Source organism: Nocardioides sp. JCM 18998, from assembly GCF_055391535.1.
In genome coordinates this window covers 3,921,158-3,946,881 of record NZ_AP043886.1, presented here as the reverse complement: position 1 = coordinate 3,946,881, position 25,724 = coordinate 3,921,158, and the positions used below count along the sequence as shown (strand labels likewise).

Genomic DNA, 25,724 nt, shown 5'->3' with positions numbered 1-25,724 from the left:
GCCTCTCTAGCAAGCGGTACGGGTCGTGTCAGGCCGATGGATCAGACGCTGGTCGGCGTCTCGCGACGCTCGATGGCCTGACGGTACAGCCGCCCGGCGCGGTACGACGAACGAACGAGCGGACCGGACAGCACGCCGGAGAACCCGATCTCCTCGGCCTCCTCGTTGAGCTCGAGGAACTCCTCCGGCTTGACCCAGCGCTCCACCGGGTGGTGGCGCAGGCTGGGGCGCAGGTACTGGGTGATGGTGATGAGCTCGCAGCCGGCGTCGTGCAGGTCCTGCAGCGCCTGGCTGATCTCCTCACGGGTCTCGCCCATGCCAAGGATGAGGTTCGACTTGGTGACCAGGCCGAACGCGCGGGCCTGGGTGAGCACGTCGAGGGAGCGCTCGTAACGGAACGCCGGGCGGATCCGCTTGAAGATCCGGGGCACGGTCTCCAGGTTGTGCGCCAGCACCTCGGGGCGGGACTCGAAGACCTCAGCGAGCAGGTCCGGCTTGCCGTTGAAGTCGGGAACGAGGTTCTCGACGCCGGTGCCGGGGTTGAGCTCGTGGATCGCGCGGACGGTCTCGGCGTACAGCCAGGCGCCGCCGTCCTCCAGGTCGTCGCGCGCGACGCCGGTGATGGTGGCGTACTTCAGGCCCATCGTCTGGACCGACTCCGCGACGCGGCGCGGCTCGTCCCGGTCGAGCGGCTGCGGCCTGCCGGTGTCGATCTGGCAGAAGTCGCAGCGTCGGGTGCACTGATCGCCGCCGATGAGGAAGGTGGCCTCGCGGTCCTCCCAGCACTCGTAGATGTTGGGGCAGCCCGCCTCCTGGCAGACCGTGTGCAATCCCTCGGTCTTCACCAGCTGCTGGAGCTGGGTGTACTCCGGGCCCATCTTCGCCCGCGTCTTGATCCACTCCGGCTTGCGCTCGATCGGGGTCTCCGCGTTGCGGACCTCCAGGCGGAGAAGCTTGCGTCCTTCAGGGGCGAGAGTCACCCTTCCAGGGTACGCCGGACACCGCCCGGGGACGCAGTCGGGACTGGCAGGATGGGACCATGACCGACACTGCCGCCGTGCCTGCCATCGACGAGCGGCTCGCCGCTCGCTTCCTCGACGTCATCGAGCAGGACATCGTCCCGATGACACGCCGGGGCGTGACCGCCGGTGACAAGATCTTCGGTGCCGCGCTGCTGCGCAAGGACGACCTCTCGCTGGTCCTGGCCGAGACCAACCACGAGACCGCCAACCCGCTGTGGCACGGGGAGGTGCACTGCCTCAAGAGCTTCTACGAGCTGCCCGAGCGTCCCGCGACCGGCGATCTGCTCTTCCTCTCCACCCACGAGCCGTGCTCGCTGTGCCTCTCGGCGATCACCTGGACCGGGTTCGACAACATCACGTACCTGTTCAGCCACCAGGACTCGCGCGACGCGTTCGCGATCCCGCACGACCTGCGGATCCTCCAGGAGGTGTTCGGCGGCGACTACCGCCGGCAGAACGCGTTCTGGACCTCACGCTCGATCGCCGAGCTCGCGGCCGGGTCCGAGGATCTCCAGGAGCGGATGCGTCGGCTGTCCGCGACCTACGAGGAGCTGTCGGCGGTCTACCAGGCCGACAAGGGCGGCGCCGGCATCCCGCTCGCCTGATCAGCGGTACGGCGTCGTCGAGCGGTCCGCGCCTCAGGTCGAGGGCGTCAGGAGCTGGATCTTCGGAGCGTGCTTCGGCTCCGGTCGCGGCTCGTAGTCGGGGGTCGCGTCGTACGGCTCCCAGGCGAGGTACGTGGTGAGGTGGCGCTGCAGCACCGGCTCCACGTCCTTCACCGTGACGTCCTCGCCCAGCTCGAGGCTGAGGCTGGTGACGCCGGCGTCGGCGATGCCGCAGGGGACGAACCGGTCGTACCAGCTCATCTCCACGTCGCAGTTCATCGCCAGGCCGTGCATCGTCACGCCCCGGCTGACGCGCAGGCCGATCGCGGCGATCTTCCGCTCGGGGCGACCGGGCCCCGAGCCCGTCGAAGGGTCGGCCTTCAGCCAGACGCCGCTGCGGCCCGGGACGCGGGCGGTGGTGACGCCGAGGTCGGCGCAGGTCCGGATCATCGCCTCCTCGAGGCGGCGCACGAAGTCGACCACCAGGACGTGGTCGGGCAGGCGCACGATCGGGTAGGCGACCAGCTGACCGGGGCCGTGGAAGGTGATCTTGCCGCCGCGGTCGACGTCGATGACCGGGGCGCCGCCGGAGTCGACCGGTCGCTCCCACGGGTCGGTGCGCTTGCCGGCGGTGTAGGTCGGCGGGTGCTCGAGCAGCAGCACGGTGTCGGGACGGGTGCCCTCGACGACCTCGGCGTGGACCCGCTTCTGCAGCTCCCAGGCCTCGAGGTAGTCGATCGTCCCGTGGTCCTCGAAGCGCAGCTCACTCACGTCTCGAGGCTACGCCGGGGGTGTGTTACTCGCGAGTCGACCCGCCACCGTGCAGCCGGCGGCCCAGGAAGGAGAGCTCGGCCGGCAGCATCCGGCGCCAGAAGCCCGCGTCGTGCGCACCGCGCGGGAAGCTGCTGACCACGTGGGCCGACTCCGGGAAGCCGGCGACGTACCGCTTGACCGCGACGTAGAACGGGTCGTCGCGGCCGATGTCCACCCGTACCGGGATGCCGGTCAGGTCGGCCTGGTCCTGGAAGACCGAGTACGTGTCGTACTCCTCGGGGCTGGAGAAGCCGGCCGAGGAGACGCCGGAGGAATCGACCCAGATCGCCGGGCTGGCGACGGCCACCCCGCGGACCCGCTCGGGTCCGAGGATCCCGGCCAGACGCAGGGCGCCGTACCCGCCCATCGACCAGCCGTAGAGTCCGATCCGGCGGGGGTCGAGGGTGCGGCCGTAGCGCTCGCCCAGCATCGGGAGGAGCTCGTCGGTGACCATCGCGCCGCTATCGACGCCGTCGTGGGGGTGCCAGTACGAGTCGCCGCCGTCGACCGAGGCGACGGCGAAGGGCGTGACGCCGTCGGCCACGGCCTGCGCCAGGAACTGCGGGATGCCGAGTTGGTGGACCGAGGAGTCGTAGGTGCCGCCGCGACCATGCAGGGCGACCACCAGCGGGAGGTCGCGGTGCTCACCCGGCGGCAGCATCAGCGCCCAGTGCGTCCGCGCGTCCTGGCGGTGGCGTGAGACGAACGAGCCGGTCTCGACACGTCCCGGCGTGATGTGCGGGATGACGCCGTCGGCCCCGGTCAGGCCGAGCAGGTCGTCGAGGCGGGTCTTGCCGGGCAGTCCACCCGATTCGACACCGCCGAGAACGACAACCGCCGCGCCCACTCCGGCGGCTGGAAGGCCGAGGAGCAGGGCGCGGCGGTTGAGCATGGCGTGAGGCTAGCGCCTCACACCGGGGAGATCTCAGATCTCGAAGGCGGCGGCCTCGAGGCGCTTCTTGACGTCCTGGAGGAAGCGACCGGCGTCGGCGCCGTCGACCAGGCGGTGGTCGTAGGTCAGCGACAGGTTGACCATGTAGCGGACCGCGATCGTCTCGCCGAGGTTCGGGTCGTCGATGACGACGGCGCGCTTGACCACGGCGCCGGGGCCGAGGATGGCGACCTGCGGCTGGTTGATGATCGGCGTGTCCTGAAGCGCACCGAACGAGCCGAGGTTGGTGATCGTGAAGGTGCCACCGGAGAGCTCGTCCGGGGTGATCTTGTTGGTGCGGGTGCGCTCGGCGACGTCGGCGATCTTCTTCGCGATGCCGGCGATCGACAGGTCACCCGTCTCCTTGACGACCGGCGTGAGCAGGCCGCGCTCGGTGTCGACGGCGAACGCGATGTTCTCGACGTCGTAGTACGTGACCTCGCCGGCCTCGGTGTCGATGGTGGCGTTGAGCTTCGGGTGCACCTTGAGCGCGTCGACGACGGCCTTGGTGAAGAACGGCAGGTACGAGAGATTGACGCCCTCGCGTGCCTTGAAGGCGGCCTTGTTGGCGTCGCGCAGGCGGGCGATGTTGGTGACGTCGACCTCCATCACCTGGGTGAGCTGGGCCGAGACCTGGACCGACTCGACCATGCGCTGGGCGATGACCTTGCGCAGACGCGAGAGCTTCTCGGTGGTGCCACGCAGCGGCGAGGCGGCGGCCGGGGCGGCGGCAGCAGCCGGGGCGGCAGCGGCCGGAGCAGCGGCGGCGGGCGCGTTCTTCGCCTCGGCGGCGGCGAGCACGTCCTCCTTGCGGATGCGGCCACCGACACCGGAGCCGGTGACGGTGTTGAGGTCGACGCCGTGCTGGTTGGCGAGCTTGCGCACGAGCGGGGTGACGTACCCGCCGGCCTCGATGGTGCTGACCGGCGCGAGCGGCGCGGACGCAGCCGGGCTGGTCGGAGCCGGAGCAGCCGGAGCGGCGGGCGCCTCGGCGGCGGGGGCCGGAGCCGAGGGGGCCGGAGCCGCGGGAGCCGGAGCGGCGGGCGCCTCGGCGGCGGGGGCCGGGGCGGCCGGGGCCGGGGCCGCCGGGGTCTCGGCGGCAGGAGCCGGGGCGGCCGGGGTCTCGGCGGCAGGAGCGGCGCCGGCGTCACCGATCAGCGCGAGCTCGGCGCCGACCTCGACGGTCTCGTCCTCGGCGACCGACTGCGACAGCAGCGTGCCGGCGACGGGCGAGGGGATCTCGGTGTCGACCTTGTCGGTGGAGACCTCGAGCAGCGGCTCGTCGACCGCGACGGTGTCGCCGACGTTCTTCAGCCAGCGGGTGACGGTGCCCTCGGTGACCGACTCGCCCAGGGCGGGAAGGGTCACCGGGGTGGCGTTGCCACCAGCGGCCGGCGCCTCGGCGGCGGGGGTCTCGGCGGCGGGAGCCTCGGCGGGGGCCGGAGCGGCCTCGGCGGCGGGGGCGGCCTCGGCGGCGGGGGCGGCCTGCTCGGCGGGAGCCTCGGGAGCGGCCGGGGCGGCGGAGTCGCCGGCCTCGTCGGCAGCACCGATCACGGCGAGGATCGCGCCGACCTCGACGGTGTCGTCCTCAGCGGCGCGGAGCTCGAGCAGCGTGCCGGCGACGGGGGAGGGGATCTCGGTGTCGACCTTGTCGGTGGAGACCTCGAGCAGCGGCTCGTCGACGGCCACAGTGTCGCCGACGTTCTTCAGCCAGCGGGTGACGGTGCCCTCGGTGACGGATTCGCCGAGTGCCGGGAGGGTGACTTCGGTGGCCAATGGAGTTCCTTCGTTTCCGCGGTGATCGGCGCTCAGACGATCAAGGGTTTGAGTGCCCCCATCTTGGCACCCCGCCTCTACCTGTCCAGAACCCGGTTCCGATACCAGTGAGTAACCGCGAATGCCACCAACCTCTGGCGCGGACCGGCACACTTCATCCATGGCCTGGTGGGATCGGTGGCGCCGCGGCGGACGCTGGAGTGCTCCGGCGCGCGAGAGCGCCCGTACGGGATCGACGCGCGTACGCGCAGCGGACAGCGCGGACGTCGCGCACCTGGACTCGTTCGTGACCTCGCGGAGGGGCGTCGAGGGCTTCGTCGAGCCGCGGACAGCCGTCAGCGACGTGACCCTGCTGCTGGTGGCGCACGACGGCGAGTGGACGCGGCGTCGGGTCCCGTCGGTGCGCTGGGCGCACGAGTTCTGCAACGACCGGCAGGTGCCGTCCTACGACGCGGCCGTGGTGGGCGTCCCGCAGCGGATGCGTGATTACAACAGCCGGGTCAGGCAGCAGCGCAAGCTCGAGGGCAAGTAGCCGCTCAGGCGTCGGCGGCGAGGCCGCGGGCGAGGTCCACGAGGGTCGCCACCGCGGTCCCGGTGCCGCCCGGGGTGAGGTGCGCGTAGGCGCCGCCGCCGTTCCACGACGGGCCGGCGATGTCGAGGTGCGCCCACGGCATCCCGGCGGTGAACTCGCGCAGGAAGGCCCCGGCGAAGAGCGCGCCGCCCCAGCGGATGAAGTCGTGCTGGGCCAGGTCGGCGATCGTCGAGGAGTGCACCCGCTCGGCCATGATCTCGGGCAGCGGCATCGGCCAGGCCTCCTCCCCGGCGACCCGCGCCGCCGCGAGCACCGCCTCGACGGTCTCGGGCGTGCCCAGCACGCCGGTGATCCGGTCGCCGAGCGCGGCGACCATCGCGCCGGTCAGGGTCGCGACGTCGACGATCAGGTCGGGCGCGACCTCGGTGGCCCGGACCAGCGCGTCGGCGAGGACCAGTCGGCCCTCGGCGTCGGCGTTGAGCATCTCCGAGGTGGTCCCGCCGTAGTGCCGGATGATGTCGCCCGGTCGCATCGCGGCGCCGGAGACCATGTTCTCGGCCATCGGCACGAACGCCGAGACCCGTACGGGCAGGCCGAGCGCCGCGATCACCAGGGTCGCCTGCACGACGCTCGCGGCGCCGTGCATGTCGGACTTCATGGTGACCATGCCCGGACCGGTCTTGATGCTCAGCCCGCCGGAGTCGAAGGTGATGCCCTTGCCGACCAGCGCGAGGTGCGGGCTCGCCGCGTCCGAGGCGGCGGGGGTGTAGGCGAGCTCGACCAGGCGCGGCGGCGCGGCGGAGCCGGCGCCGACGGCAAGGATGCCGCCGCAGCCCATCTCGGTCAGGGCGTCCTCGTCGAAGACGGTGGCGGTGACGCCCTCGACCTCCGCGACGGCCGCGAGGACCGCCTCGGCGAAGAGCGGCGGCGTCAGGTCCTGCGGCGGGGTGTTGACCCAGTCCCGCGCCGTCGACACGGCGGCGGCCAGGACCTGCGCCTGCTCGAAGGCGGTCACCACCGCGGCGTCCTTGGCCGCAGGGGAGAGCACGATGACATCGGCGGGCGAGGAGGCCGCCTCGCCGCCGTCGGCCCCGGCGCCCGAGCGGTAGCGGTCGAACGTGTAGGCGCCCAGGATCACGCCCTCGGTGACGGCTCGCACCAGGTCGGGGGTGTCGGCGGGCAGGGCGAGGGCGACCGACGTCGCGTTGGGCACGGCACGCGCGGCCGACCCGGCCGCGCGGCGCACCGCGGCGGTGCTGCTCTCGGCGCCGATGCCGACCAGGACCAGCAGCTGCGCGGACAGGGCATCACCGGCGGGGAGACGGACGACCTCGCCGGCCTTGCCGCTCACGCCGAGCGAGGCGAGCAGCCCGCGCAGCTTGCGGCCGAGCGCCTCGGCGACGTCCTCGCCGCCACCGGCGAGGGTCGGTCCCTTCGGTCCCTGGAGCACGCCGACCACGACCGCCTCGGCACGGGTCTTGGCGGGGCTGGCGGATCGCAGGGAGAAGGTCGTCACGCGCGCAGCCTACGCGGTACGTTCACAGGCATGGGGGACTCCACCGGTGACCTGTCGACCTCTCCGTTGCACGATCGCCACGTCGCGCTCGGCGCCCGATTCGGTGAGTTCGGGGGGTGGTCGATGCCCCTGGACTACGCGGGCGGTGGGGTCGCCAAGGAGCACGCCGCCGTCCGGGAGGCGGTCGGGATCTTCGACGTCAGCCACCTCGGCAAGGCGACGGTGCGCGGCCCGGGCGCTGCGGCGTACGTCAACGCCTGCCTCTCCAACGACCTGCGCCGGATCGGCCCGGGCAAGGCGCAGTACACGCTGTGCCTGGACGACGCGAGCGGCGGGATCGTCGACGACCTCATCGCGTACTACCGCGACGACGAGCACGTCTTCCTGATCCCCAACGCGGCCAACACGGCCGAGGTCGTCCGTCGCCTCGCCGCGACGGCACCCGACGGCATCACCGTCGCCGACCATCACCGGGACTACGTCGTGCTCGCGGTGCAGGGGCCGCGGTCCGACGACGTCCTGGACGCGATCGGCCTGCCCTCGGGGCACGGCTACATGTCCTTCGCCGAGGCGCCGTACGAGGGTCACGACGTCGTCGTGTGCCGGACCGGCTACACCGGCGAGCGCGGCTACGAGCTGGTCGCCGACAACGACGTCGCCGGTGCCCTCTGGGACGCGTTGATCGCTGCGGGCGAGCCGCACGGCATCAGGCCCTGCGGCCTGGGCGCCCGCGACACCCTGCGCACCGAGATGGGCTACCCGCTGCACGGCCAGGACATCTCGCCCGAGGTCAACCCGCTCGAGGGCGGGGTCGGGTGGGCGGTCGGCTGGAAGAAGGACGCCTTCTGGGGCCGTGAGGTCCTCGCGCCGGTCCGTGAGGCGGGGCCGGCACGGGTGTTGCGCGGCATCGTCGCCACCGGTCGCGCCATCCCGCGCCCACACATGGCCGCCTCGATCAGCGCGGACATGATGGTCGGAGAGGTCACCTCGGGTACCTTCAGCCCGACCCTCGGGCGAGGGATCGCTCTGGTCCTCCTCTCCGCCCGGGTGGATCCCGAGGCCGAGATCGGCATCGATGTCCGTGGCCGGCGGGAGATCTTCCAGCTCACCTCGCCGCCGTTCGTCCCTTCGCATGTCCGGGAGCAGTGAATGACCGACGCACCGTCGCCCTACCGCCCGCCCGCCGAGCCCGAGCGCACGTGGTGGTGGCGCCTCGAGGACGCCTCAGGCCGTGAGGTCGCCGTGTCCGAGGAGTACGCCGACCAGCGCTTCCCGTCCCAGGGCGACGCGGAATCGTGGGTGGGGGAGTTCTGGAGGGAGCTCTCCGAGGAAGGCGTGACAGGGGTGGTGCTGCTCGAGCGCGACCGGGAGGTCTACGGACCGATGTCGCTGGAGGGCTGATGACCAGCGCGATCGAGCGGGAGCAGCTCGACGAGCAGGAGGGCTATCAGCAGACCCTGGGGCGCCGCCAGGTCCAGATGATCGCGATCGGCGGGGCCATCGGCACCGGGCTCTTCCTCGGATCGGCGGCCCGCCTCAACAGCACCGGCCCGGCGCTGGTGGTCAGCTACGCCGTGGTCGGCGTGATCGCGTACTTCCTGATGCGCGCCCTCGGCGAGCTGGTCCTGTACCGCGCCACCTCGGGTGCGTTCGTGTCGTACATGCGGGAGTTCTACGGCGAGCTCGGCGCCTACGTCACCGGCTGGATGTACTGGCTCAACTGGGCGCTGACCGGCATCGCGGACCTCTCCGCAGTCGGTCTCTACGTCAAGCACTTCCGTGCGGGCATGCCGGCCTGGCTGACCGTGCTGATCGCGCTGGTGGTGGTCCTCGCGGTCAACCTGCTCTCGGCGAAGGCGTTCGGCGAGTTCGAGTTCTGGGCCTCGCTGCTCAAGGTCACCGCGATCATCGCCTTCCTGCTGGTCGGCATCGTGCTCGTCGTGGGGCGGCTCAACATCGGCGACCACCGGGCCGGGTTCGACAACCTCTGGAGCAACCCCGGCGGCTTCTGGCCCACCGGCGGCGGCTACCACTGGTACGGCCCCATCCTCATCATGTCGAGTGTCGTCTTCGCCTACGCCGCGATCGAGATGGTCGGCGTCGCGGCCGGCGAGATGCAGGACGCGCGTCGCGAGGTGCCGCGAGCCGTCAACGCCGTCATCGTCCGGATCGGCGTCTTCTACGTCGGCTCGCTGCTGCTGCTGGTCTCGATGTTGCCGACCACCGACTACGAGTCCGGCACCAGCCCGTTCGTGACCGTCTTCGACCGGCTCGGCTTCCACGACATCGGCAACATCCTGCAGGGGATCCTGATCATCGCCGCGCTGTCGAGCCTCAACTCGGGCCTCTACACGACCGGGCGGGTGCTGCGCAGCCTGGGCCTGGCCAAGCAGGCGCCGGGCTTCACCCTGCGGATGAGCGGCAGTGGCGTCCCGTACGCGGGGATCCTGATGACGGCCGTCATCTACGCGCTCGGCTCGATCCTCAACGCGGTCGCGCCCGGATCGGCCTTCGACATCGCGCTGGAGTGCGCCTCGATCGGCGTGCTCTTCACCTGGGGCTCGATCTTCGTGTGCCAGATCCGGTTGCGCCAGCTCAGCGACCGCGGGGTGATCCCGGCGAGCACGCTGCAGGCGCCGTGGTCGCCGTGGACGAGCATCATCGGGCTGGTCTTCATCGCCCTCGTGCTCGCGGGCATGGCGGTCTCCGGGTGGCAGGAGTCGGCCGAGTTCTGGCACAAGACCACCTTCATCGTGGTCGTCCTCGGCATCCCGGCGATCGCGCTGGTGCTCGGCATCGGCTGGCGGATCGTCCGGCCCCGGGTGCTGGCCACGACGGGCGGGCGGATCGGCTCCCTGTGGACGCTCACCGGACCGCGCTACCCGGACGAGCGGGAGGCCTGAGGAGTTCCCCGGATGGCGTGAGAACTTGGTGGACGTCCATAATTCGGGCCGTCATGTCTTGCATGCTGGTTCGGGCCGCGAACAGATGACCCTGCCCGAACCGGTTCTTCGACCCTAGGACGTCCCTCTATGGATCGCTTCTTCCGCATCAGCGAGCGCGGCAGCACCGTGCGCACCGAGATCATCGGTGGTCTGGTGACCTTCGCGACGATGGCCTACATCGTCGCCCTCAATCCGGCCATCCTCGGCGCCGTACCGGACAGCGCCGGCCTGACGCTGGACCCGGTCCAGCTCGTCACGGTCACCGCGCTGGTCGCCGGTGTCATGACGATCGCGATGGGCGTGTTCGCCAACGTGCCGATGGCGCTCGCCGCCGGCCTGGGCGTCAACGCCTTCGTCGCGTTCACCCTCGTCGCCGGTCGCGGCCTCAGCTGGGCCGACGCGATGGGTGTCATCGTCATCGAGGGCGTCGTGATGCTGATCCTGGTCCTGGTGGGCCTGCGCGAGGCGATCATGAACGCCATCCCGGACGGCCTCAAGCGGGCGATCGGCGCCGGCATCGGTCTCTTCATCGCGCTGATCGGCTTCGTCGACGGCGGCATCGTGATCCACCCCGAGGGCGGCGGCACCATCGTCGCGCTGAACGACCACTTCCGTAACTGGGGCACGTTCGTCTTCGTGCTGACCCTTCTGGTGGCGGCGGTCATGATGGCCCGCAAGATCCCCGGCGCCCTGCTCATCGCCATCGTGGTCGGCACGGTCGCCGGCATGATCGTCAACGGCCTCTCCGACGGCACCCCGGTCGCCGGCGCGACCTGGCCGCACAAGGTCTTCGCAACGCCGGACTTCGGCCTCATCGGCGACGCCCGCTTCCACGTGTTCAGCGTCCTCGGCTGGGGTGCGGGCATCGGCCTGGTCCTGACCGTCCTGATGGCGAACTTCTTCGACGCGATGGGCACCGCTCTGGCGATCGGTCGCGAGGCCGACCTCGTCGACGAGCAGGGTCGCCTGCCGCAGATGCGCAACGTCCTCGTCGTCGAGTCCGTCGGCGCGATCGCAGGCGGTGCGGGCTCGGCCTCCTCCAACACGATCTTCGTGGAGTCCACCTCCGGTGTCGCCCAGGGCGCCCGTACGGGCCTGGCGAACATCGTCACCGGCGTGCTCTTCCTGCTCGCGATGTTCCTCTCGCCGATCGTCGGCATCATCCCGTCCTCGGCCACCGGCCCGGCCCTCGTGGTCGTCGGCGCGCTGATGATCAGCCAGGCCTCGGGCATCGACTGGTCCGACATGGGGATGGCCGTCCCGGCGTTCTGCACCATGACCCTGATGCCGTTCACGTACTCGATCGCCACCGGCGTCGGCGCGGGCGTGGTCATGTACGTCCTGATCGCGCTCGGTCGCGGCGACTGGCGCAAGGTGCACCCGCTGCTCGCGGTCGTGGCCGGCTTCTTCGTGTGGTACTTCCTGCGCGGCGTCGTCTGACCCTCGCGCCGGGCCGGACTCCGTCCGGCGGCACCGCGGAACGCATGCGCAGACGCTTTCGATAGCGTCTGCGCATGCGTCATTTCCGGCAGGTCGATGTCTTCTCCGCCGAGCCCCTGTTGGGCAACCCGGTGGCTGTGGTGCACGACGCCGACGGCCTGAGCGACGAGCAGATGGCGAGCTTCGCCCGCTGGACCAACCTGTCGGAGACGACGTTCCTGCTGAGCCCGACGACCGCCTCGGCCGACTACCGGTTGCGGATCTTCACGCCGGGTGGCGAGCTGCCCTTCGCCGGCCACCCGACCCTGGGCTCGGCGCACGCCTGGCTGGAGGCGGGCGGTACGCCGCAGGGGCCGCTGCTCGTGCAGGAGTGCGCGGTCGGCCTCGTCGAGCTGCGTCGTGACGGCGCACGGCTCGCCTTCGCCGCGCCGCCGATGACGTCGTCCGTCGTGGAAGGCGCCACCCTCGACGCGGTCTGCAGCGCGCTGCGGATCGAGCTCACCGACGTGATCGACGCGGTGTGGCTGGACAACGGACCCCACTTCGCCGTCGTGCGATTGCGGGACGCCGCTGCCGTGCTGGCGCTCGAGCCCGACATGTCGGCGTTCGCCGGGCTCGAGGTGGGCGTGGTCGGACTGCATCCCAGTGGGTCCGACTGCGCCATCGAGGTCCGGTGCTTCGGGCCCGACCTCGGGTTCAACGAGGACCCCGTGACGGGGTCGTTGAACGCCGCCCTAGCGCAGTGGCTGATCGGCGGAGGCACCCTGCCGCCGTCGTACGTGGCGAGCCAGGGGACCGCGCTGGGACGGCGTGGACGCGTCCACGTCGAGACCGACGGCGACACCATCTGGGTCGGCGGCGCGACCCGTACGACGATCGCCGGCACCCTCGACCTCGGCTGAGCCCCGCGACGCTTCGCTTCTGGCTCCCTCGCTCGCGCTGCCGCTCGGTCGCCTAGGGTGAGCGCGTGCAGTCGTATCTCGATCTCCTGACCCGCATCCTCGACGAAGGGGTCGAGAAGACCGACCGGACCGGCACCGGCACGCTGAGCGTCTTCGGTCACCAGACCCGCTACGACCTCACGGCGGGCTTCCCGCTGCTGACGACGAAGAAGGTGCACACCCGATCGGTCTTCGGTGAGCTGCTGTGGTTCCTCCGCGGCGACACCAACGTCCGCTGGCTGCAGGAGCGCGGGATCACGATCTGGGACGAGTGGGCCGACGAGAACGGCGACCTCGGCCCCGTCTACGGCGCCCAGTGGCGCTCCTGGCCGGCGCCCGCCACGTCGGGGGGTGTGCGACACATCGACCAGCTGGCCCAGGTGATCGAGCAGATCCGGACCAAGCCGGACAGCCGCCGCCACATCGTGTCGGCCTGGAACCCGGCCGAGGTCGACGAGATGGCGTTGCCTCCGTGCCACTCGCTCTTCCAGTTCTACGTCGCCCCGCAGGAGGACGGCCCGGGCCGGCTCAGCTGCCAGCTCTACCAGCGCTCCGCCGACGTCTTCCTGGGTGTGCCGTTCAACATCGCGTCGTACGCGCTCCTCACGCACATGATCGCCCAGGTGACCGGCCTCGAGGTGGGCGACTTCGTGCACACGCTCGGCGACGCGCACCTCTACCTCAACCACCTCGACCAGGCCCGGCTCCAGCTGACCCGCGAGCCGCGGCCGCTGCCGACGCTGGTGCTCAATCCCGCGATCACCGAGATCGACGGCTTCGACCTCGACGACATCGCCGTCGAGGGCTACGACCCGTACCCGGCGATCAAGGCGCCGATCAGTGTCTGAGGTCGTGCCCGTGCCGGAGCCGGGGAGGGTCACGCTCATCGCGGCGGTCGCTCGCAACGGGGTGATCGGCAATTCGCCGGGCCGCGTGGCCGACGGCGCCGCGGCGATCCCGTGGCGCCTTCCGGGCGAGCTGGCGGAGTTCAAGGCGATCACGATGGGCGGCGTGCTCGTGATGGGTCGCGCCACCTACGACACGATCGGGCGGCCCCTGCCCGGGCGTACGACGGTCGTGGTGACCCGCGACCCGTCGTGGTCCGCCGGTGAGGGTGGGGCAGACGTGCTCGTCGCGCACTCGCTGGAGGCCGCGCTCGAGACCGCCGCCCGTGCCGGGGGAGAGCTCTTCATCGCCGGGGGAGCGCAGATCTACGAGCTCGCACTCCCGCTGGCGACCGACCAGCTGCTCACCCTCGTACCGCTCGACGCCGACGGCGACATCCGCTTTCCGGCGTACGACGCGTCGCAGTGGGTGGAGACGGAGCGCGAGCACCGCGACACGTACGACCGGGTGCGGCTGCGCCGCACCACCGGCTGAGGGAGTGGGGGAGCCGTGCTGTACCGCCTGCAGGCGCTGATGACGAAGCTGCGCTGGACCATCACCCTGCCGATCCTGGCCGACATCGAGCTCCTGCTGACCTGGGGCAGTCACCCCCACGGCCTGGTCGTCGTGCTCATCGCCGCGCTGATCGCCGGGGCGGTGCTGGCCGCGGTGCATCACGCGGAGGTGGTCGCCCACCAGGTCGGCGAGCCGATGGGCTCGCTCCTGCTCGCGGTCGCCGTGACGGTGATCGAGGTGGGGCTCATCGTCGCGCTGATGGTCTCCGGCGGCTCCGGGACCGAGGCGCTGGCGCGCGACACCGTCTTCTCGGCGGTGATGATCTGCATCAACGGCATCGCCGGGGCGGCTCTGCTGATCGGGGCGATCCGCACCCGGATGGCGACGTTCAACCCCGAGGGGACCGGCGCCGCGCTCGCCGCGGTCGCCACCGTCGCGGTGCTCTGCCTGGTGCTCCCGCGCTTCACCACCTCCCACCCGGGCCCGATCTTCACCGGACCACAGCTCGCCTTCGCGGCGCTCGCCTCGCTCGCGGTCTACGTGCTGTTCGTGCTCACCCAGACCGGGCGCTACCGCGACTTCTTCCTGCCGGTGGCGGCCGACGGGACGACCCGCGACCTGGACGAGGACGGTCACGCCGACCCGCCGGGTCGCCGCTCCGCGATCATCAGCGCGATCACCCTGCTGGTGGCGCTGGTCGGAGTGGTGGGGTTGGCCAAGGTCGAGTCCGGGGCGATCAAGGACGGCGTCCACGCGCTCGGCCTGCCCGAGACCGTCGTCGGCGTGATCATCGCACTGCTGGTGCTGCTGCCGGAGTCGATCGCGGCCGTACGCCAGGCACGGGCCGACCGCGTCCAGATCAGCCTCAACCTCGCGTACGGCTCCGCGATGGCCTCCATCGGTCTCACCATCCCGGTGATCGCGCTGGCGTCCCACTGGCTCGACGGCCCGCTCGTCCTCGGCCTCGAGCCGACCCAGATGGTGTTGCTCGCGATCACGCTGGTGGTCAGCATGCTCACCGTCGTGCCCGGCCGCGCCAAGACCCTTCACGGCGGCCTGCACCTGATCCTGCTGGCCGCGTTCCTCTTCCTCGCCGCCAGCCCCTAGCCCGACTCGGCCCTCGGGCACGCCTGACTCGGCCTTCGGACAGGCCCAGTCGGCGGGAGGCGGGGCCGGTCCGATGGTCGGTAGGGTCGAGGCATGGAGCTGCGCATCTTCACCGAACCCCAGCAGGGTGCCTCGTACGACGACCTCGTGACCATCGCCCAGCGGGCGGAGAAGCTCGGATTCGGGGCCTTCTTCCGCTCCGACCACTACCTCAAGATGGGGGACGTCAGCGGGCAGCCGGGGCCGAGCGACGCCTGGATCACGCTCGCCGGCATCGCCCGCGAGACCTCGACGATCCGGCTCGGCACGCTGGTCACCAGTGCGACCTTCCGCCACCCTGGGCCGCTCGCGATCAGCGTGGCCAACGTCGACCAGATGTCCGGCGGGCGGGTCGACTTCGGACTCGGCGCGGGCTGGTTCGACGCCGAGCACGCCGCGTACGGCATCCCGTTCCCGGACCTGGGCGAGCGTTTCGACCGCCTCGAGGAGCAGCTCGAGCTGATCACCGGGCTATGGGCCCATCAGGACGCGACTGCTCCGTACACCTTCTCCGGCAAGCACTACCAGATCATCGACAGCCCGGCGCTGCCGAAGCCGGTGCAGACTGCCGGCCACCGCGGCTCGATCCACGTCGTGGTCGGCGGCAACGGCAAGAAGCGCACGCCGGCGCTGGCGGCCGCCTATGCCGACGAGTTCAACGTCCCGTTCGGCAGCATCGAGGACACCTCCACCCAGTTCACGCGGGTGCGGGCGGCCGTCGAGGCGGCCGGACGCGATGGCGCCAGCATGACCTACGGCGCCGCCCAGGTGCTCTGCGTCGGCGCGACCGAGGCCGAGCTCGACCGCCGTGCCGCCGCGATCGGGCGGGAGAAGGGCGAGCTGCGCGAGAACGGCCTCGCCGGTACGCCGGACGAGGTCGTCGCGAAGATCCGCCGCTTCGCCGAGGCAGGCGCCTGCCGGGTCTACCTGCAGGTGCTCGACCTGCAGGACCTCGAGCACCTCGACCTGGTCGCCGCGGAGGTCATGCCCCACGTCTGAGCGGTGACGTCATACGAGGTGAGCCCTTCGGCCGGTCACCTCGTATGACGTCCCGTACGGGGCGATAGGCTCAGCCCATGTCTTCTGCTGGGTCGTCCGCTGCTCCGTTCGGAACCGTCCTGACCGCGATGGTCACGCCCGTCGACGCCTCCGGCGCCGTCGACCTCGAGCAGGCCCAGAAGGTCGCCAAGCACCTGCTCGACAACGGACACGACGGCCTCGTCCTCTCCGGCACCACGGGCGAGTCGCCGACGACCACCGTCGAGGAGGACGGACAGATCCTGCGCGCGATCCGCGAGGCGGTCGGCGCCGACGTCCCGCTCGTCGCCGGCATCGGCACCAACGACACCCGTACGACGCTCCAGCTCGCGGAGCAGGCCGAGGCCAACGGCGCCGACGGCCTCCTGCTCGTCACCCCGTACTACTCGAAGCCCGGCCAGCGCGGCCTGCTGCACCACTTCAAGCAGGTCGCGGACGCCACCAAGGCGCCGATCATGCTCTACGACGTGCCGGGCCGCACCGGCACGAAGATCTCCGCCGAGGCCTACCGCGAGATCGCGACCTGGGGTCGGGTCACAGCGGTCAAGGACGCCGCCGGCGACGTCTCGCAGGCCTCGTTCCTCACCGACCTCGGGTTCTCGGTCTACTCCGGCGACGACCCGCTCACGCTCGGCTTCCTGGCCTACGGCGCGGTCGGCGTGGTCTCGGTCGTCGCGCACGCGGCCGGCAACGAGATCCGCGCGATGATCCAGGCCTTCCAGGCCGGTGACGTCGCCACCGCCCGCAAGATCGATGCGCAGCTGCGCCCCGCGTACGCCGCGATCATGGGCGTGCCGAACTACGGCGCCGTCACCGCCAAGGGCGCCCTCCAGGCGCTCGGCGTCCTGGACAACCGCAACGTCCGCTCGCCGCTGGTCCCGCTCGACGACGAGGAGTACGCCGGGCTCACCGCCGGACTCTCCGCCGCCGGGCTGCTCTGATCCAGCCGAGCCTGATCCACTGCTAGGAAGGGCCCCTATGAGCCACCCCCACCCCGAGCTGTCGGCCCCGGCCGAGCTCCCCGAGGGCGCACTGCGGGTCATCCCGCTCGGCGGCCTCGGCGAGGTCGGCCGGAACATGACGGTCTTCGAGTACGCCGACCGGCTGCTCATCGTCGACTGCGGCGTCCTCTTCCCCGAGGACAACCAGCCCGGCGTCGACCTGATCCTCCCGGACTGGTCCTGCATCCGCGAGCGGCTCGACGCCGTCGAGGCGCTGGTCCTGACCCACGGTCACGAGGACCACATCGGCGCGACCCCGTACCTGCTGCGCGAGCGCCAGGACATCCCGCTGGTCGGCTCCAAGCTGACCCTTGCCCTGCTCGGCTCCAAGCTGCGCGAGCACCGGCTCCGCGAGACCGTCCACCACGAGGTCAAGGAGGGCGACCGGATCACGTTCGGCCCCTTCGAGCTCGAGTTCGTCGCGGTCAACCACTCCATCCCGGACGCGCTCGCCGTCGCCATCCGCACGGGTGCCGGCATGGCCCTGCACACCGGTGACTTCAAGATGGACCAGCTCCCGCTGGACGGCCGGATCACCGACCTGCGCGCCTTCGCACGGCTCGGCGAGGAGGGTGTCGACCTCTTCCTCACCGACTCGACCAACGCCGAGGTCCCCGGCTTCACCACCGCCGAGAAGCGGATCACCCCGGCGATCGAGCAGGTCTTCCGCGAGTCCTCCCAGCGCATCATCGTCGCGTGCTTCGCCTCGCACGTGCACCGTGTGCAGCAGGTCCTGGACGCGGCGGACAAGCACGGCCGCAAGGTCGGGTACGTCGGCCGTTCGATGGTCCGCAACATGCAGATCGCCTCAGACCTCGGCTACCTGCACGTCCCACCGGGGGTGATCGTCGACGCCAAGGAGCTCGCCGAGCTGCCGCCGGAGAAGCAGGTGCTGATCTCCACCGGCTCCCAGGGCGAGCCGATGTCGGCGCTGTCGCGGATCGCGAACCGCAGCCACAACTTCGTCCAGCTCGAGCCGGGCGACACCGTGCTGCTCGCCTCCTCGCTCATCCCGGGCAACGAGAACGCCGTCTACCGCGTGATCAACGGCCTGGCCCGACTCGGCGCCAACGTGGTGCACAAGGGCAATGCCCTGGTCCACGTCTCCGGTCACGCGTCGGCCGGCGAGCTGCTCTACTGCTACAACATCGTCCGCCCGCGCAACGTGATGCCGGTGCACGGCGAGGTCCGACACCTGCTGGCCAACGGCGAGCTGGCCCGGGCGGTCGGCATCGACAACGTGGTGATCGCGGAGGACGGCGTCGCCGTCGACCTGATCGACGGCGTCGCCCGGGTGGTCGGCAAGGTCGACTGCGGCTACGTCTTCGTGGACGGCACCTCGGTCGGCGACATCACCGAGGCCGACCTCAAGGATCGCCGCATCCTCGGCGAGGAGGGCTTCATCTCGGTGATCGTGGTCGTCGACTCGGTCTCCGGCAAGGTCTCGGCCGGCCCGGAGATCCACGCCCGCGGCAACGCCTGGGACGAGTCGACCTTCGACGAGATCCGCCAGCCGATCGTGGATGCGGTCAACCGGGTCATCGCCGAGGGCGCCACCGACACCTACGCGATGCAGCAGGCCGTACGACGTGCGATCGGCCGCTGGGTCTCCGACACCCACCGCCGGCGCCCGATGATCGTGCCGGTCGTCATCGAGGCATAGCGCCGAATCTTCACCTGGGACCGCCGAGTCTGCACCTACAGGTGCAAACTCGGCGGTCCCAGGTGCAATCTCGGGGTTGGGCTGGTGCGGGAGTGGGCGACACGCACTCCTGAGGTCCCTGTGACGGGTGTGATCAGCAAATAGGGTGAAGACCATGGCGACCCGTACGTCTTCCCCGCCGCGTGCCGCCGCGAAAGCCCCCGCGCGTGGCAGCAGCTCCAAGAGCAGTGGCAGGCCCCCTGCCAAGAGCGCTGCCAAGCGGCCCGCAGCGCGCCCGGCGCCGCGCGCCGTCCGCACCGGACGGGGACCGGTCGCCCGTACGTTCGACGCCCTCGCCCGCCTCGTCGTCACCATCTGGATGGGCATCGCCCGTGGTGTCGGAGCGGTGGCGCGCAGCGTCGGCCACACCGCCCGCGACCTCGAGCCGGAGCACCGCCGCGACGGCGTCGGCCTCTTCCTGCTCGCCGTGTCGGTCGTGGTGGCGGCCGCGGTCTGGTTCCAGCTCGCCGGCCAGGTCTTCCACGTCACCCGCGTCGCTGTCGCCGGATCGGTCGGCAAGGTCGGCTGGCTGGTGCCGCTCGGCCTCGTCTACGGCGCCGTCCGCACCCTGCGCGACCCGCAGAAAGGCGGCCCCGTCGGCCGCCAGATGATCGGCTGGGGCGCCCTCGGGCTCGGCGTGCTCGGCATCGTCCAGATCGCCAACGGCAACCCGCAGCCGGTCAACGGCGACTCCACCGACCTCCAGGCCGCCGGCGGCGCCGTCGGGTACGTGGTCGCCAGCCTCCTGCTCGACCTGCTCCGCTCCGACCTCGTCGTCGTCCCGGTGCTGGCGCTGCTCGCGTTCTTCGGCGTCCTCGTCATCACCTCCACCCCGCTCTACCAGGTGCCGCACCGCCTCGCGGAGTTCCGCGACCGGGCGCTGGGCCTGCACCACGAGGACGATGACGACGCGCACGCCGATCTGGGCGGCGACCTCTACGACGGGCGCTCGCGCCGCGACCGCTCCAACAAGCTCTTCGCCGACGAGACCGGCAGCCGGATCGAGGTGCCCGCCTACGACACCCCGGTCGTCCCCGATCCGGAGGTGCCCACCGACGCCAAGAAGAAGCGCCGCGGCAAGCGTCCCGGCAAGCTCGACGACCTGGCCGGGCGCGACAAGGACGCCCTCGACCTGGCCCAGGAGTTCAGCAGCGTCGACCTCCTCGGCGAGCAGCGCGAGGACGCCGGCATCGATCTCTTCGCCGAGGCGCCGGGTGAGTCGACCGGCTTCTTCGACCCGCTCGACGACGAGGACGGCTCCGAGCGGACCAACCCGCGCCTGAAGAAGATCGCCGAGCGCGCCGCCCGCACCGCGCCGGTCGGCGCCCGCGAGGAGAAGGGGGACCTCGAGCCGCCGCCGCACGCCCAGCTGCCGCAGCGCGTCGAGCAGCTCGCGCTCTCCGGCGACATCACTTACACGCTGCCCGACAGCACCGTGCTGAAGGCCGGCGACGCCCACCAGTCCCGTACCGCCGCCTCCGACGAGATCGTCAGCCGGCTCCAGGGGGTGCTCGACGAGTTCAGCATTGACGCCCGGGTCACCGACTACACCCGTGGCCCGACGGTCACCCGCTACGTCGTCGAGGTCGGCACCGGCGTCAAGGTCGAGAAGATCCTCGGCATCCAGAAGAACATCGCGTACGCCGTCGCATCGGCCGACGTCCGCATCCTCAGCCCGATCCCCGGCAAGTCGGCCGTCGGTGTCGAGATCCCCAACCGGGACAAGGAGATCGTCTCGCTGGGCGACGTGCTGCGCTCGAACACCGCACGCACCAACACCCATCCGATGGTCGTCGGCCTCGGCAAGGACGTCGAGGGCGGCTTCGTCGTCGCGAACCTCGCGAAGATGCCGCACCTCCTGGTGGCGGGCGCCACCGGCTCCGGCAAGTCGTCCTTCATCAACTCGATGATCACCTCGATCCTGATGCGCTCGACGCCGGACGAGGTCCGGATGATCATGGTCGACCCCAAGCGCGTCGAGCTGACCGCCTACGAGGGCGTGCCGCACCTGATCACCCCGATCATCACCAACCCGAAGAAGGCCGCCGAGGCGCTCGAGTGGGTCTGCCGCGAGATGGACATGCGGTACGACGACCTCGCCAACTTCGGCTTCCGTCACATCGACGACTTCAACAAGGCCGTACGGGCCGGCAAGGTCGAGGTCCCGGAGCACAGCGAGCGCGAGCTCTCGCCGTACCCGTACCTCCTCGTCGTCATCGACGAGCTCGCCGACCTGATGATGGTCGCCCCGCGCGACGTCGAGTCCTCGGTCGTGCGCATCACCCAGCTCGCGCGCGCCGCCGGCATCCACCTGATCCTGGCGACGCAGCGACCCTCGGTCGACGTCGTCACCGGTCTGATCAAGGCCAACGTGCCCTCGCGACTCGCGTTCGCGACCTCGTCGCTGGCCGACTCGCGCGTCGTGCTGGACCAGCCGGGCGCCGAGAAGCTGGTCGGCCAGGGCGACGGCCTGTTCCTGCCGATGGGCGCCTCCAAGCCGATCCGCGTGCAGGGCTCGTGGGTCGGCGACAGCGAGATCGAGGCCGTGGTCAAGCACGTCAAGGGTCAGCTCGAGCCGAGCTACCGCGAGGACGTCACGGCACCGGCCGAGAGCAAGCGCGTCCTGGACGACGACATCGGCGACGACCTCGACCTGGTCATCCAGGCCGTCGAGCTCGTCGTCAGCACCCAGTTCGGCTCGACGTCGATGCTGCAGCGCAAGCTGCGCGTCGGCTTCGCCAAGGCCGGACGCCTCATGGACATCATGGAGAGCCGTGGCGTGGTCGGACCGTCGGAGGGCTCCAAGGCCCGCGACGTCCTGGTCAAGCCCGACGAGATCGACGGCGTGATCGCCACCATTCAGGGAGAGATGTGATGGTCGAGGTACGACGCAACGCGCGGTTCAGCGCCGGGGTCGCCGCGTGTGCGGCGCTCCTCGGGATCGGCTTCGCGGCGCGCGGCGGGTTCTCGCTCGTGGTGGGCGTTGCCCTGCTGCTGCTCGCCGCGGTCCACGGTGCGCTGGCGTGGAGCGCCCGTACGCCGATCGTCATCGTCGACGACCAGGGCGTCCGGATGCGCTTCGGTCGCAGCTGGCGCGGTCTGCCGTGGACCGACATCGACGAGGTCGAGCACCAGGTGCGTCCCGCCGGCGTCGCCGGGCTGTGGCGCGACGGTCGGCTCTCGGTGCTGCCGGTCGATAACGCCGCCCAGCTCGAGGACCTGCACGGCGTCGGGCTGCGTCTCGGCCGGCTGGCCGAGCGGATGTACGGCGTCCCGTTCGCGGTCCCGCTCGGACTCGGCACCACCGTCACCGGCGCGGGGGAGAGCCTGACCGACACGCTGCTCCAGCTCGCTCCCGTCGGGGTCGACATCGTCGAGATCGACCCGGCCCTGATCGCGGAGGCCGCCAAGGCCGCCGCGGCCGCGGACCGCGCCGACACCGCGGAGCGCGCGGCGCTGCTCGCCGACACGGCCGAGCGTCCCGCCGTACGGGGTGTCGACTCCTCGGAGGGCGTCGAGGACACGGTCGTCGTCCGGCGACCGGGGACCGAGGCCGCCGCTCCCGAGATCGACGCGGTGGCCCCGATGGTCGCCAGCCCGACGCCGAGCCCGCTGCGCGCGCCCGCCGTGGCGGTCCGCGTCGAGGTCGTCGGCCAGGCCGCGCTGGCGCCGATGGACGCCCGGCTCGACCACGACGCCACCCAGCACGTCCGCATCGTCGCCGACGATGAGCACCAGGTGGTCTTCGACGACCTGGTCGACTCCGGCATCATCCCGGCCGAGCACCCGGTCATCGGTCCGCAGCTCGCGATCGCCCGGGCCCGCGTCGGGCTCAGCATCGACCAGCTCGCCGAGCGGACCCGGATCCGGCCGCACGTCCTCGAGTCGATCGAGGTCGATGACTTCCTGCCCTGCGGCGGCGACTTCTACGCCCGCGGTCACCTGCGCACCATCGCGCGGGTCCTCGGCGTCGACGCCACCCCGCTGCTCGCCACGTACGACACCACCTACGCCGACGCCCCGGTCGACCCGCGCGCCGTCTTCGAGGCCGAGCTCGCCGTGGGGCACGGCGGCCTGCGCCCGATGCGCGGCGGCCCGAACTGGTCCGTCCTCGTCGCCGCGGTGATGGCGGTCGTCCTGGTCTGGTCGGTCGCTCGCCTGGTGATGGCCGGCTCGCCGGCCTCGCCCGCCCCGCAGATCAGCCTCGACAGCGGCTCGGCCGGCACCAGCAACCCGTACGGCAAGACCGCCGCGCCGGTGCCGCTCACCGTCACCGCGGCGGGTGGCGGCGCCCAGGTCGTCGTCCGCGACGCCACCGGCACCGTCGTCTTCACCGGCGACCTGGCCTTCGGCCAGAGCAAGTCGCTCAAGGTCTCCCCGCCGGTCCGGATCCAGTCCTCGGACGGCTCCCTCGCGGTCTCGATCAAGGGCGGCAAGCCCGAGGCCATCGGCTCGATCGGGAAGTCGGCGCAGAAGACGTACACCGCCGACTGACCGACGTCACGACACGCACCATCAGGGGCTCCGCGCATCGTCCATGGCGAATCGTCGCGGGGCCCCTGATCGCGTCATACTCGACGGTGATGACTGAGACGACTGAGCACACCGGGCAGCCCCTCTCCGTGGCGATGGTGACCCTGGGGTGCACCCGCAACGAGGTCGACTCCGAGGAGCTGGCCGGCCGGCTCCAGGCGGGCGGCTTCCGGCTCGTCACCGACCCCTCCGAGGCCGACACCGTGGTGGTCAACACCTGCGGCTTCGTCGAGCAGGCCAAGAAGGACTCCGTCGACACCCTCCTCGAGGCCGCCGATCTCAAGGAGACGGGCCGCGCGCAGGCCGTCGTCGCGGTCGGCTGCATGGCGGAGCGCTACGGCAAGGAGCTCGCCGACCAGCTGCCCGAGGCCGACGCCGTCCTCGGGTTCGACGACTATCCGGACATCGCCGCCAAGCTGCGCTCCATCGTCTCCGGCGGCCACCACGAGGCGCACGTCCCCAGCGACCGGCGGCTGCTGCTGCCGATCAGCCCGGTCGAGCGCGACGCGTCCACCATCTCGGTGCCCGGCATGGGCGCGATCGACGACAACGTCATCGGCATGCTCGGCGGAGCCGAGAAGGACTTCTCCGCCGTACGGGCGCGGCTCGACGACGCCCCGTGGGCGCCGCTCAAGCTGGCCTCCGGCTGCGACCGTCGCTGCACCTTCTGCGCCATCCCGAGCTTCCGCGGCTCCTTCGTCTCGCGCCGTCCCAGCGACGTGCTGCACGAGGCGCAGTGGCTGGCCGGCCAGGGCGTCAAGGAGCTCTTCCTGGTCTCGGAGAACTCCACCTCCTACGGCAAGGACCTCGGCGACCTGCGTCTGCTCGAGACCCTGCTGCCCGAGCTCGCCGCCGTCGACGGCATCGAGCGGGTCCGGGTCTCCTACCTGCAGCCCGCCGAGACCCGCCCGGGCCTGATCAAGGCGATCGCCTCGACGCCGGGCGTGGTTCCGTACTTCGACCTCTCCTTCCAGCACGCCTCCAACGCGGTGCTGCGCAAGATGAAGCGCTTCGGCGACCCGGAGTCGTTCCTCAAGCTGCTCGAGGACGTCCGCCGGTACGCGCCGGAGGCCGGGATCCGGTCCAACGTCATCGTCGGCTTCCCGGGCGAGACCGAGGAGGACCTCGAGATCCTCTGTGACTTCCTCGAGGCCGCCCGTCTCGACGTCACCGGCGTCTTCGGGTACTCCGACGAGGAGGGCACGGAGGCCGCCGGCTTCACCGACAAGCTTGACGAGGACGAGGTCGCCGCACGCCTGGCCCACGTCAGCAACCTGGTCGAGGAGCTCACCGCCCAGCGCGCCGAGGAGCGCATCGGCGAGCGCGTCGAGGTGCTCGTCGAGGTCATCGACGAGGGTGAGGACGACGACGAGGACGGCGAGGTCGAGATCGTCGGCCGGGCCGCCCACCAGGGCCCCGACGTGGACGGCATGACCACGCTCGTCGGCAAGGACGGCGGCGCACCCACCGGTCTCAAGAGGGGCGACCTCGTCCGGGCCACCGTGGTCGCCAGCGAGGGCGTCGACCTCATCGCCGAGGTCGACTAGGCCCTCCGGCACCGCCGACTCGGCGCTCCGGCACGGGTGACTCGGCCCTCCGGCACCGCCGACTCGGCCCTCCGGCACGGGTGACTCGGCCCTCCGGCACGGCGCCGGTGTGCGGCGACAGGGGAGCGTGGCCGCCCTACCGATAGGGTCGGGTCGTGACCGAGACCGAGGCCGCGCAGCCGAGCAACTGGAACGTCCCGAACGTCCTGACGACGTTGCGGATCATCCTGGTGCCGTTCTTCGCCTGGGCGCTGCTCGTGCACGACGGCAACGACGCCACCTGGCGTCTGATCGCCTGGGCGATCTTCTTCGTCGCCATGGCCACGGACAAGATCGATGGCGACCTGGCGCGCAAGCACAACCTGATCACCGACTTCGGCAAGATCGCCGATCCGATCGCCGACAAGGCCATCACCGGCATGGCCTTCATCGGGCTCTCGATCATCGGCGAGGTCTGGTGGTGGGTGACGATCCTGGTGCTGATCCGGGAGTGGAGCGTGACCTTCGTACGTCTGGCGGTTGCCTCCAAGGTGGTCCTCGCCGCCGACACCCTCGGCAAGTGGAAGACGTTCATCCAGGGCCTCGCGCTCGGTGGTCTGGTGCTCCCGCTGACGGACCCCGACGCCGCCGACTGGTGGGAGTGGCCGGGCAAGATCCTGCACCTGATCTTCGAGCTCGGCCTGGCCGCCGCCGTGGTGCTGACGATGATCTCCGGCTACCAGTTCTACGCGAGCATCTGGAAGCAGCGCGCGAACCTGCGCCGCTGACGGCGCCACGTCTTCGCTGAGGGTCTTCCTGATTCTCTTACCGGCTGTTTACCTGAGAACAGCCGCCC

The 25,724-nt window shown here is 71.1% G+C and carries 22 protein-coding genes; 17 read left to right on the top strand and 5 right to left on the bottom strand.

The window, feature by feature from the left end:
* Window positions 1-41 precede the first annotated feature (41 nt).
* Window positions 42-980 (bottom strand): lipoyl synthase, encoded by a 939-nt coding sequence (lipA, locus tag ACZ5L9_RS18570; RefSeq protein WP_464530672.1) that lies wholly within the window; start codon window positions 978-980, stop codon window positions 42-44.
* A 59-nt stretch (window positions 981-1,039) separates the two neighbouring features.
* On the opposite strand from lipA, the gene ACZ5L9_RS18565 reads away from it, so the two are divergent.
* A complete protein-coding gene (locus ACZ5L9_RS18565; RefSeq protein ID WP_464530669.1) occupies window positions 1,040-1,627 on the top strand; it encodes a cytidine/deoxycytidylate deaminase family protein in 588 nt (195 codons plus the stop codon).
* 33 nt (window positions 1,628-1,660) lie between these two features.
* Here ACZ5L9_RS18565 and lipB read toward each other — a convergent pair whose 3' ends face one another.
* The 3 genes from lipB to sucB are packed head-to-tail and all read right to left on the bottom strand — an operon-like array spanning window position 1,661 to window position 5,147.
* On the bottom strand, window positions 1,661-2,398 hold the full coding sequence (lipB, locus tag ACZ5L9_RS18560; RefSeq protein ID WP_464530665.1) for a lipoyl(octanoyl) transferase LipB: 738 nt from the start codon (window positions 2,396-2,398) through the stop codon (window positions 1,661-1,663).
* A gap of 25 nt (window positions 2,399-2,423) precedes the next feature.
* Window positions 2,424-3,332 carry an alpha/beta hydrolase gene (locus tag ACZ5L9_RS18555; protein ID WP_464530663.1) on the bottom strand — a complete coding sequence of 303 codons (909 nt, stop codon included), beginning with the start codon at window positions 3,330-3,332 and terminating at the stop codon, window positions 2,424-2,426.
* Between the two features lie 33 nt (window positions 3,333-3,365).
* Window positions 3,366-5,147 (bottom strand): 2-oxoglutarate dehydrogenase, E2 component, dihydrolipoamide succinyltransferase, encoded by a 1,782-nt coding sequence (gene sucB, locus ACZ5L9_RS18550; RefSeq protein WP_464530661.1) that lies wholly within the window; start codon window positions 5,145-5,147, stop codon window positions 3,366-3,368.
* Window positions 5,148-5,307: 160 nt separating this feature from the next.
* Between sucB and ACZ5L9_RS18545 the strand changes: the two genes are divergently transcribed.
* Window positions 5,308-5,679, top strand: coding sequence for a hypothetical protein (locus ACZ5L9_RS18545; RefSeq protein ID WP_464530658.1), 372 nt, complete (start codon window positions 5,308-5,310; stop codon window positions 5,677-5,679).
* Between the two features lie 4 nt (window positions 5,680-5,683).
* Here the strand turns inward: ACZ5L9_RS18545 and ACZ5L9_RS18540 are convergent, their stop codons facing one another.
* Window positions 5,684-7,195 carry a leucyl aminopeptidase gene (locus tag ACZ5L9_RS18540; RefSeq protein WP_464530656.1) on the bottom strand — a complete coding sequence of 504 codons (1,512 nt, stop codon included), beginning with the start codon at window positions 7,193-7,195 and terminating at the stop codon, window positions 5,684-5,686.
* Window positions 7,196-7,225: 30 nt separating this feature from the next.
* Here ACZ5L9_RS18540 and gcvT point away from each other — a divergent pair, with 30 nt between their 5' ends.
* From gcvT to pgsA, 15 genes are all read left to right on the top strand, one after another.
* Window positions 7,226-8,344 carry a glycine cleavage system aminomethyltransferase GcvT gene (gene gcvT / locus ACZ5L9_RS18535; protein ID WP_464530652.1) on the top strand — a complete coding sequence of 373 codons (1,119 nt, stop codon included), beginning with the start codon at window positions 7,226-7,228 and terminating at the stop codon, window positions 8,342-8,344.
* A complete protein-coding gene (locus ACZ5L9_RS18530) occupies window positions 8,345-8,596 on the top strand; it encodes a hypothetical protein (RefSeq protein ID WP_464530648.1) in 252 nt (83 codons plus the stop codon). It begins immediately after the preceding gene.
* Window positions 8,596-10,098, top strand: coding sequence for an amino acid permease (locus tag ACZ5L9_RS18525; protein ID WP_464530644.1), 1,503 nt, complete (start codon window positions 8,596-8,598; stop codon window positions 10,096-10,098). The genes ACZ5L9_RS18530 and ACZ5L9_RS18525 overlap by 1 nt, the downstream gene beginning before the upstream one ends.
* Window positions 10,099-10,227: 129 nt before the next feature.
* Window positions 10,228-11,580 (top strand): NCS2 family permease, encoded by a 1,353-nt coding sequence (locus ACZ5L9_RS18520; protein WP_464530640.1) that lies wholly within the window; start codon window positions 10,228-10,230, stop codon window positions 11,578-11,580.
* A gap of 74 nt (window positions 11,581-11,654) precedes the next feature.
* On the top strand, window positions 11,655-12,482 hold the full coding sequence (locus ACZ5L9_RS18515; protein WP_464530638.1) for a PhzF family phenazine biosynthesis protein: 828 nt from the start codon (window positions 11,655-11,657) through the stop codon (window positions 12,480-12,482).
* Between the two features lie 65 nt (window positions 12,483-12,547).
* Window positions 12,548-13,369 (top strand): thymidylate synthase, encoded by an 822-nt coding sequence (locus ACZ5L9_RS18510; protein WP_464530636.1) that lies wholly within the window; start codon window positions 12,548-12,550, stop codon window positions 13,367-13,369.
* The gene (locus ACZ5L9_RS18505) at window positions 13,362-13,901 is read left to right on the top strand and encodes a dihydrofolate reductase (protein ID WP_464530632.1); all 540 of its coding nucleotides are present in this window, start codon (window positions 13,362-13,364) and stop codon (window positions 13,899-13,901) included. Before ACZ5L9_RS18510 ends, ACZ5L9_RS18505 begins: the two co-directional genes overlap by 8 nt.
* A gap of 15 nt (window positions 13,902-13,916) precedes the next feature.
* Window positions 13,917-15,029: a calcium:cation antiporter gene (locus ACZ5L9_RS18500; protein WP_464530629.1), complete on the top strand. Its 1,113-nt coding sequence runs from the start codon at window positions 13,917-13,919 to the stop codon at window positions 15,027-15,029.
* A 93-nt stretch (window positions 15,030-15,122) separates the two neighbouring features.
* On the top strand, window positions 15,123-16,067 hold the full coding sequence (locus ACZ5L9_RS18495) for an LLM class F420-dependent oxidoreductase (RefSeq protein WP_464530626.1): 945 nt from the start codon (window positions 15,123-15,125) through the stop codon (window positions 16,065-16,067).
* Window positions 16,068-16,144: 77 nt separating this feature from the next.
* A complete protein-coding gene (dapA, locus tag ACZ5L9_RS18490; protein ID WP_464530622.1) occupies window positions 16,145-17,047 on the top strand; it encodes a 4-hydroxy-tetrahydrodipicolinate synthase in 903 nt (300 codons plus the stop codon).
* Window positions 17,048-17,084: 37 nt separating this feature from the next.
* A complete protein-coding gene (locus ACZ5L9_RS18485; RefSeq protein ID WP_464530619.1) occupies window positions 17,085-18,770 on the top strand; it encodes a ribonuclease J in 1,686 nt (561 codons plus the stop codon).
* 154 nt (window positions 18,771-18,924) lie between these two features.
* A complete protein-coding gene (locus tag ACZ5L9_RS18480) occupies window positions 18,925-21,684 on the top strand; it encodes a DNA translocase FtsK (RefSeq protein WP_464530615.1) in 2,760 nt (919 codons plus the stop codon).
* Entirely contained in the window at window positions 21,684-23,303 is a 1,620-nt protein-coding gene (locus ACZ5L9_RS18475; protein ID WP_464530612.1) for a helix-turn-helix domain-containing protein, read from the top strand. Before ACZ5L9_RS18480 ends, ACZ5L9_RS18475 begins: the two co-directional genes overlap by 1 nt.
* An 89-nt stretch (window positions 23,304-23,392) precedes the next feature.
* The gene (rimO, locus tag ACZ5L9_RS18470) at window positions 23,393-24,889 is read left to right on the top strand and encodes a 30S ribosomal protein S12 methylthiotransferase RimO (protein ID WP_464530609.1); all 1,497 of its coding nucleotides are present in this window, start codon (window positions 23,393-23,395) and stop codon (window positions 24,887-24,889) included.
* 155 nt (window positions 24,890-25,044) lie between these two features.
* Window positions 25,045-25,656: a CDP-diacylglycerol--glycerol-3-phosphate 3-phosphatidyltransferase gene (pgsA, locus tag ACZ5L9_RS18465; RefSeq protein ID WP_464530605.1), complete on the top strand. Its 612-nt coding sequence runs from the start codon at window positions 25,045-25,047 to the stop codon at window positions 25,654-25,656.
* The last annotated feature ends 68 nt before the right edge of the window (window positions 25,657-25,724 follow it).

Coding starts and splice junctions, on each gene's coding strand:
- ACZ5L9_RS18565 (WP_464530669.1), top strand. CDS start 1,040: ATGACCGACACTGCCGCCGTGCCTGCCATCGACGAGCGGCTCGCCGCT.
- ACZ5L9_RS18555 (WP_464530663.1), bottom strand. CDS start 3,332: ATGCTCAACCGCCGCGCCCTGCTCCTCGGCCTTCCAGCCGCCGGAGTG.
- ACZ5L9_RS18545 (WP_464530658.1), top strand. CDS start 5,308: ATGGCCTGGTGGGATCGGTGGCGCCGCGGCGGACGCTGGAGTGCTCCG.
- gcvT (WP_464530652.1), top strand. CDS start 7,226: ATGGGGGACTCCACCGGTGACCTGTCGACCTCTCCGTTGCACGATCGC.
- ACZ5L9_RS18530 (WP_464530648.1), top strand. CDS start 8,345: ATGACCGACGCACCGTCGCCCTACCGCCCGCCCGCCGAGCCCGAGCGC.
- ACZ5L9_RS18525 (WP_464530644.1), top strand. CDS start 8,596: ATGACCAGCGCGATCGAGCGGGAGCAGCTCGACGAGCAGGAGGGCTAT.
- ACZ5L9_RS18520 (WP_464530640.1), top strand. CDS start 10,228: ATGGATCGCTTCTTCCGCATCAGCGAGCGCGGCAGCACCGTGCGCACC.
- ACZ5L9_RS18515 (WP_464530638.1), top strand. CDS start 11,655: ATGCGTCATTTCCGGCAGGTCGATGTCTTCTCCGCCGAGCCCCTGTTG.
- ACZ5L9_RS18495 (WP_464530626.1), top strand. CDS start 15,123: ATGGAGCTGCGCATCTTCACCGAACCCCAGCAGGGTGCCTCGTACGAC.
- dapA (WP_464530622.1), top strand. CDS start 16,145: ATGTCTTCTGCTGGGTCGTCCGCTGCTCCGTTCGGAACCGTCCTGACC.
- ACZ5L9_RS18485 (WP_464530619.1), top strand. CDS start 17,085: ATGAGCCACCCCCACCCCGAGCTGTCGGCCCCGGCCGAGCTCCCCGAG.
- ACZ5L9_RS18480 (WP_464530615.1), top strand. CDS start 18,925: ATGGCGACCCGTACGTCTTCCCCGCCGCGTGCCGCCGCGAAAGCCCCC.
- ACZ5L9_RS18475 (WP_464530612.1), top strand. CDS start 21,684: ATGGTCGAGGTACGACGCAACGCGCGGTTCAGCGCCGGGGTCGCCGCG.
- rimO (WP_464530609.1), top strand. CDS start 23,393: ATGACTGAGACGACTGAGCACACCGGGCAGCCCCTCTCCGTGGCGATG.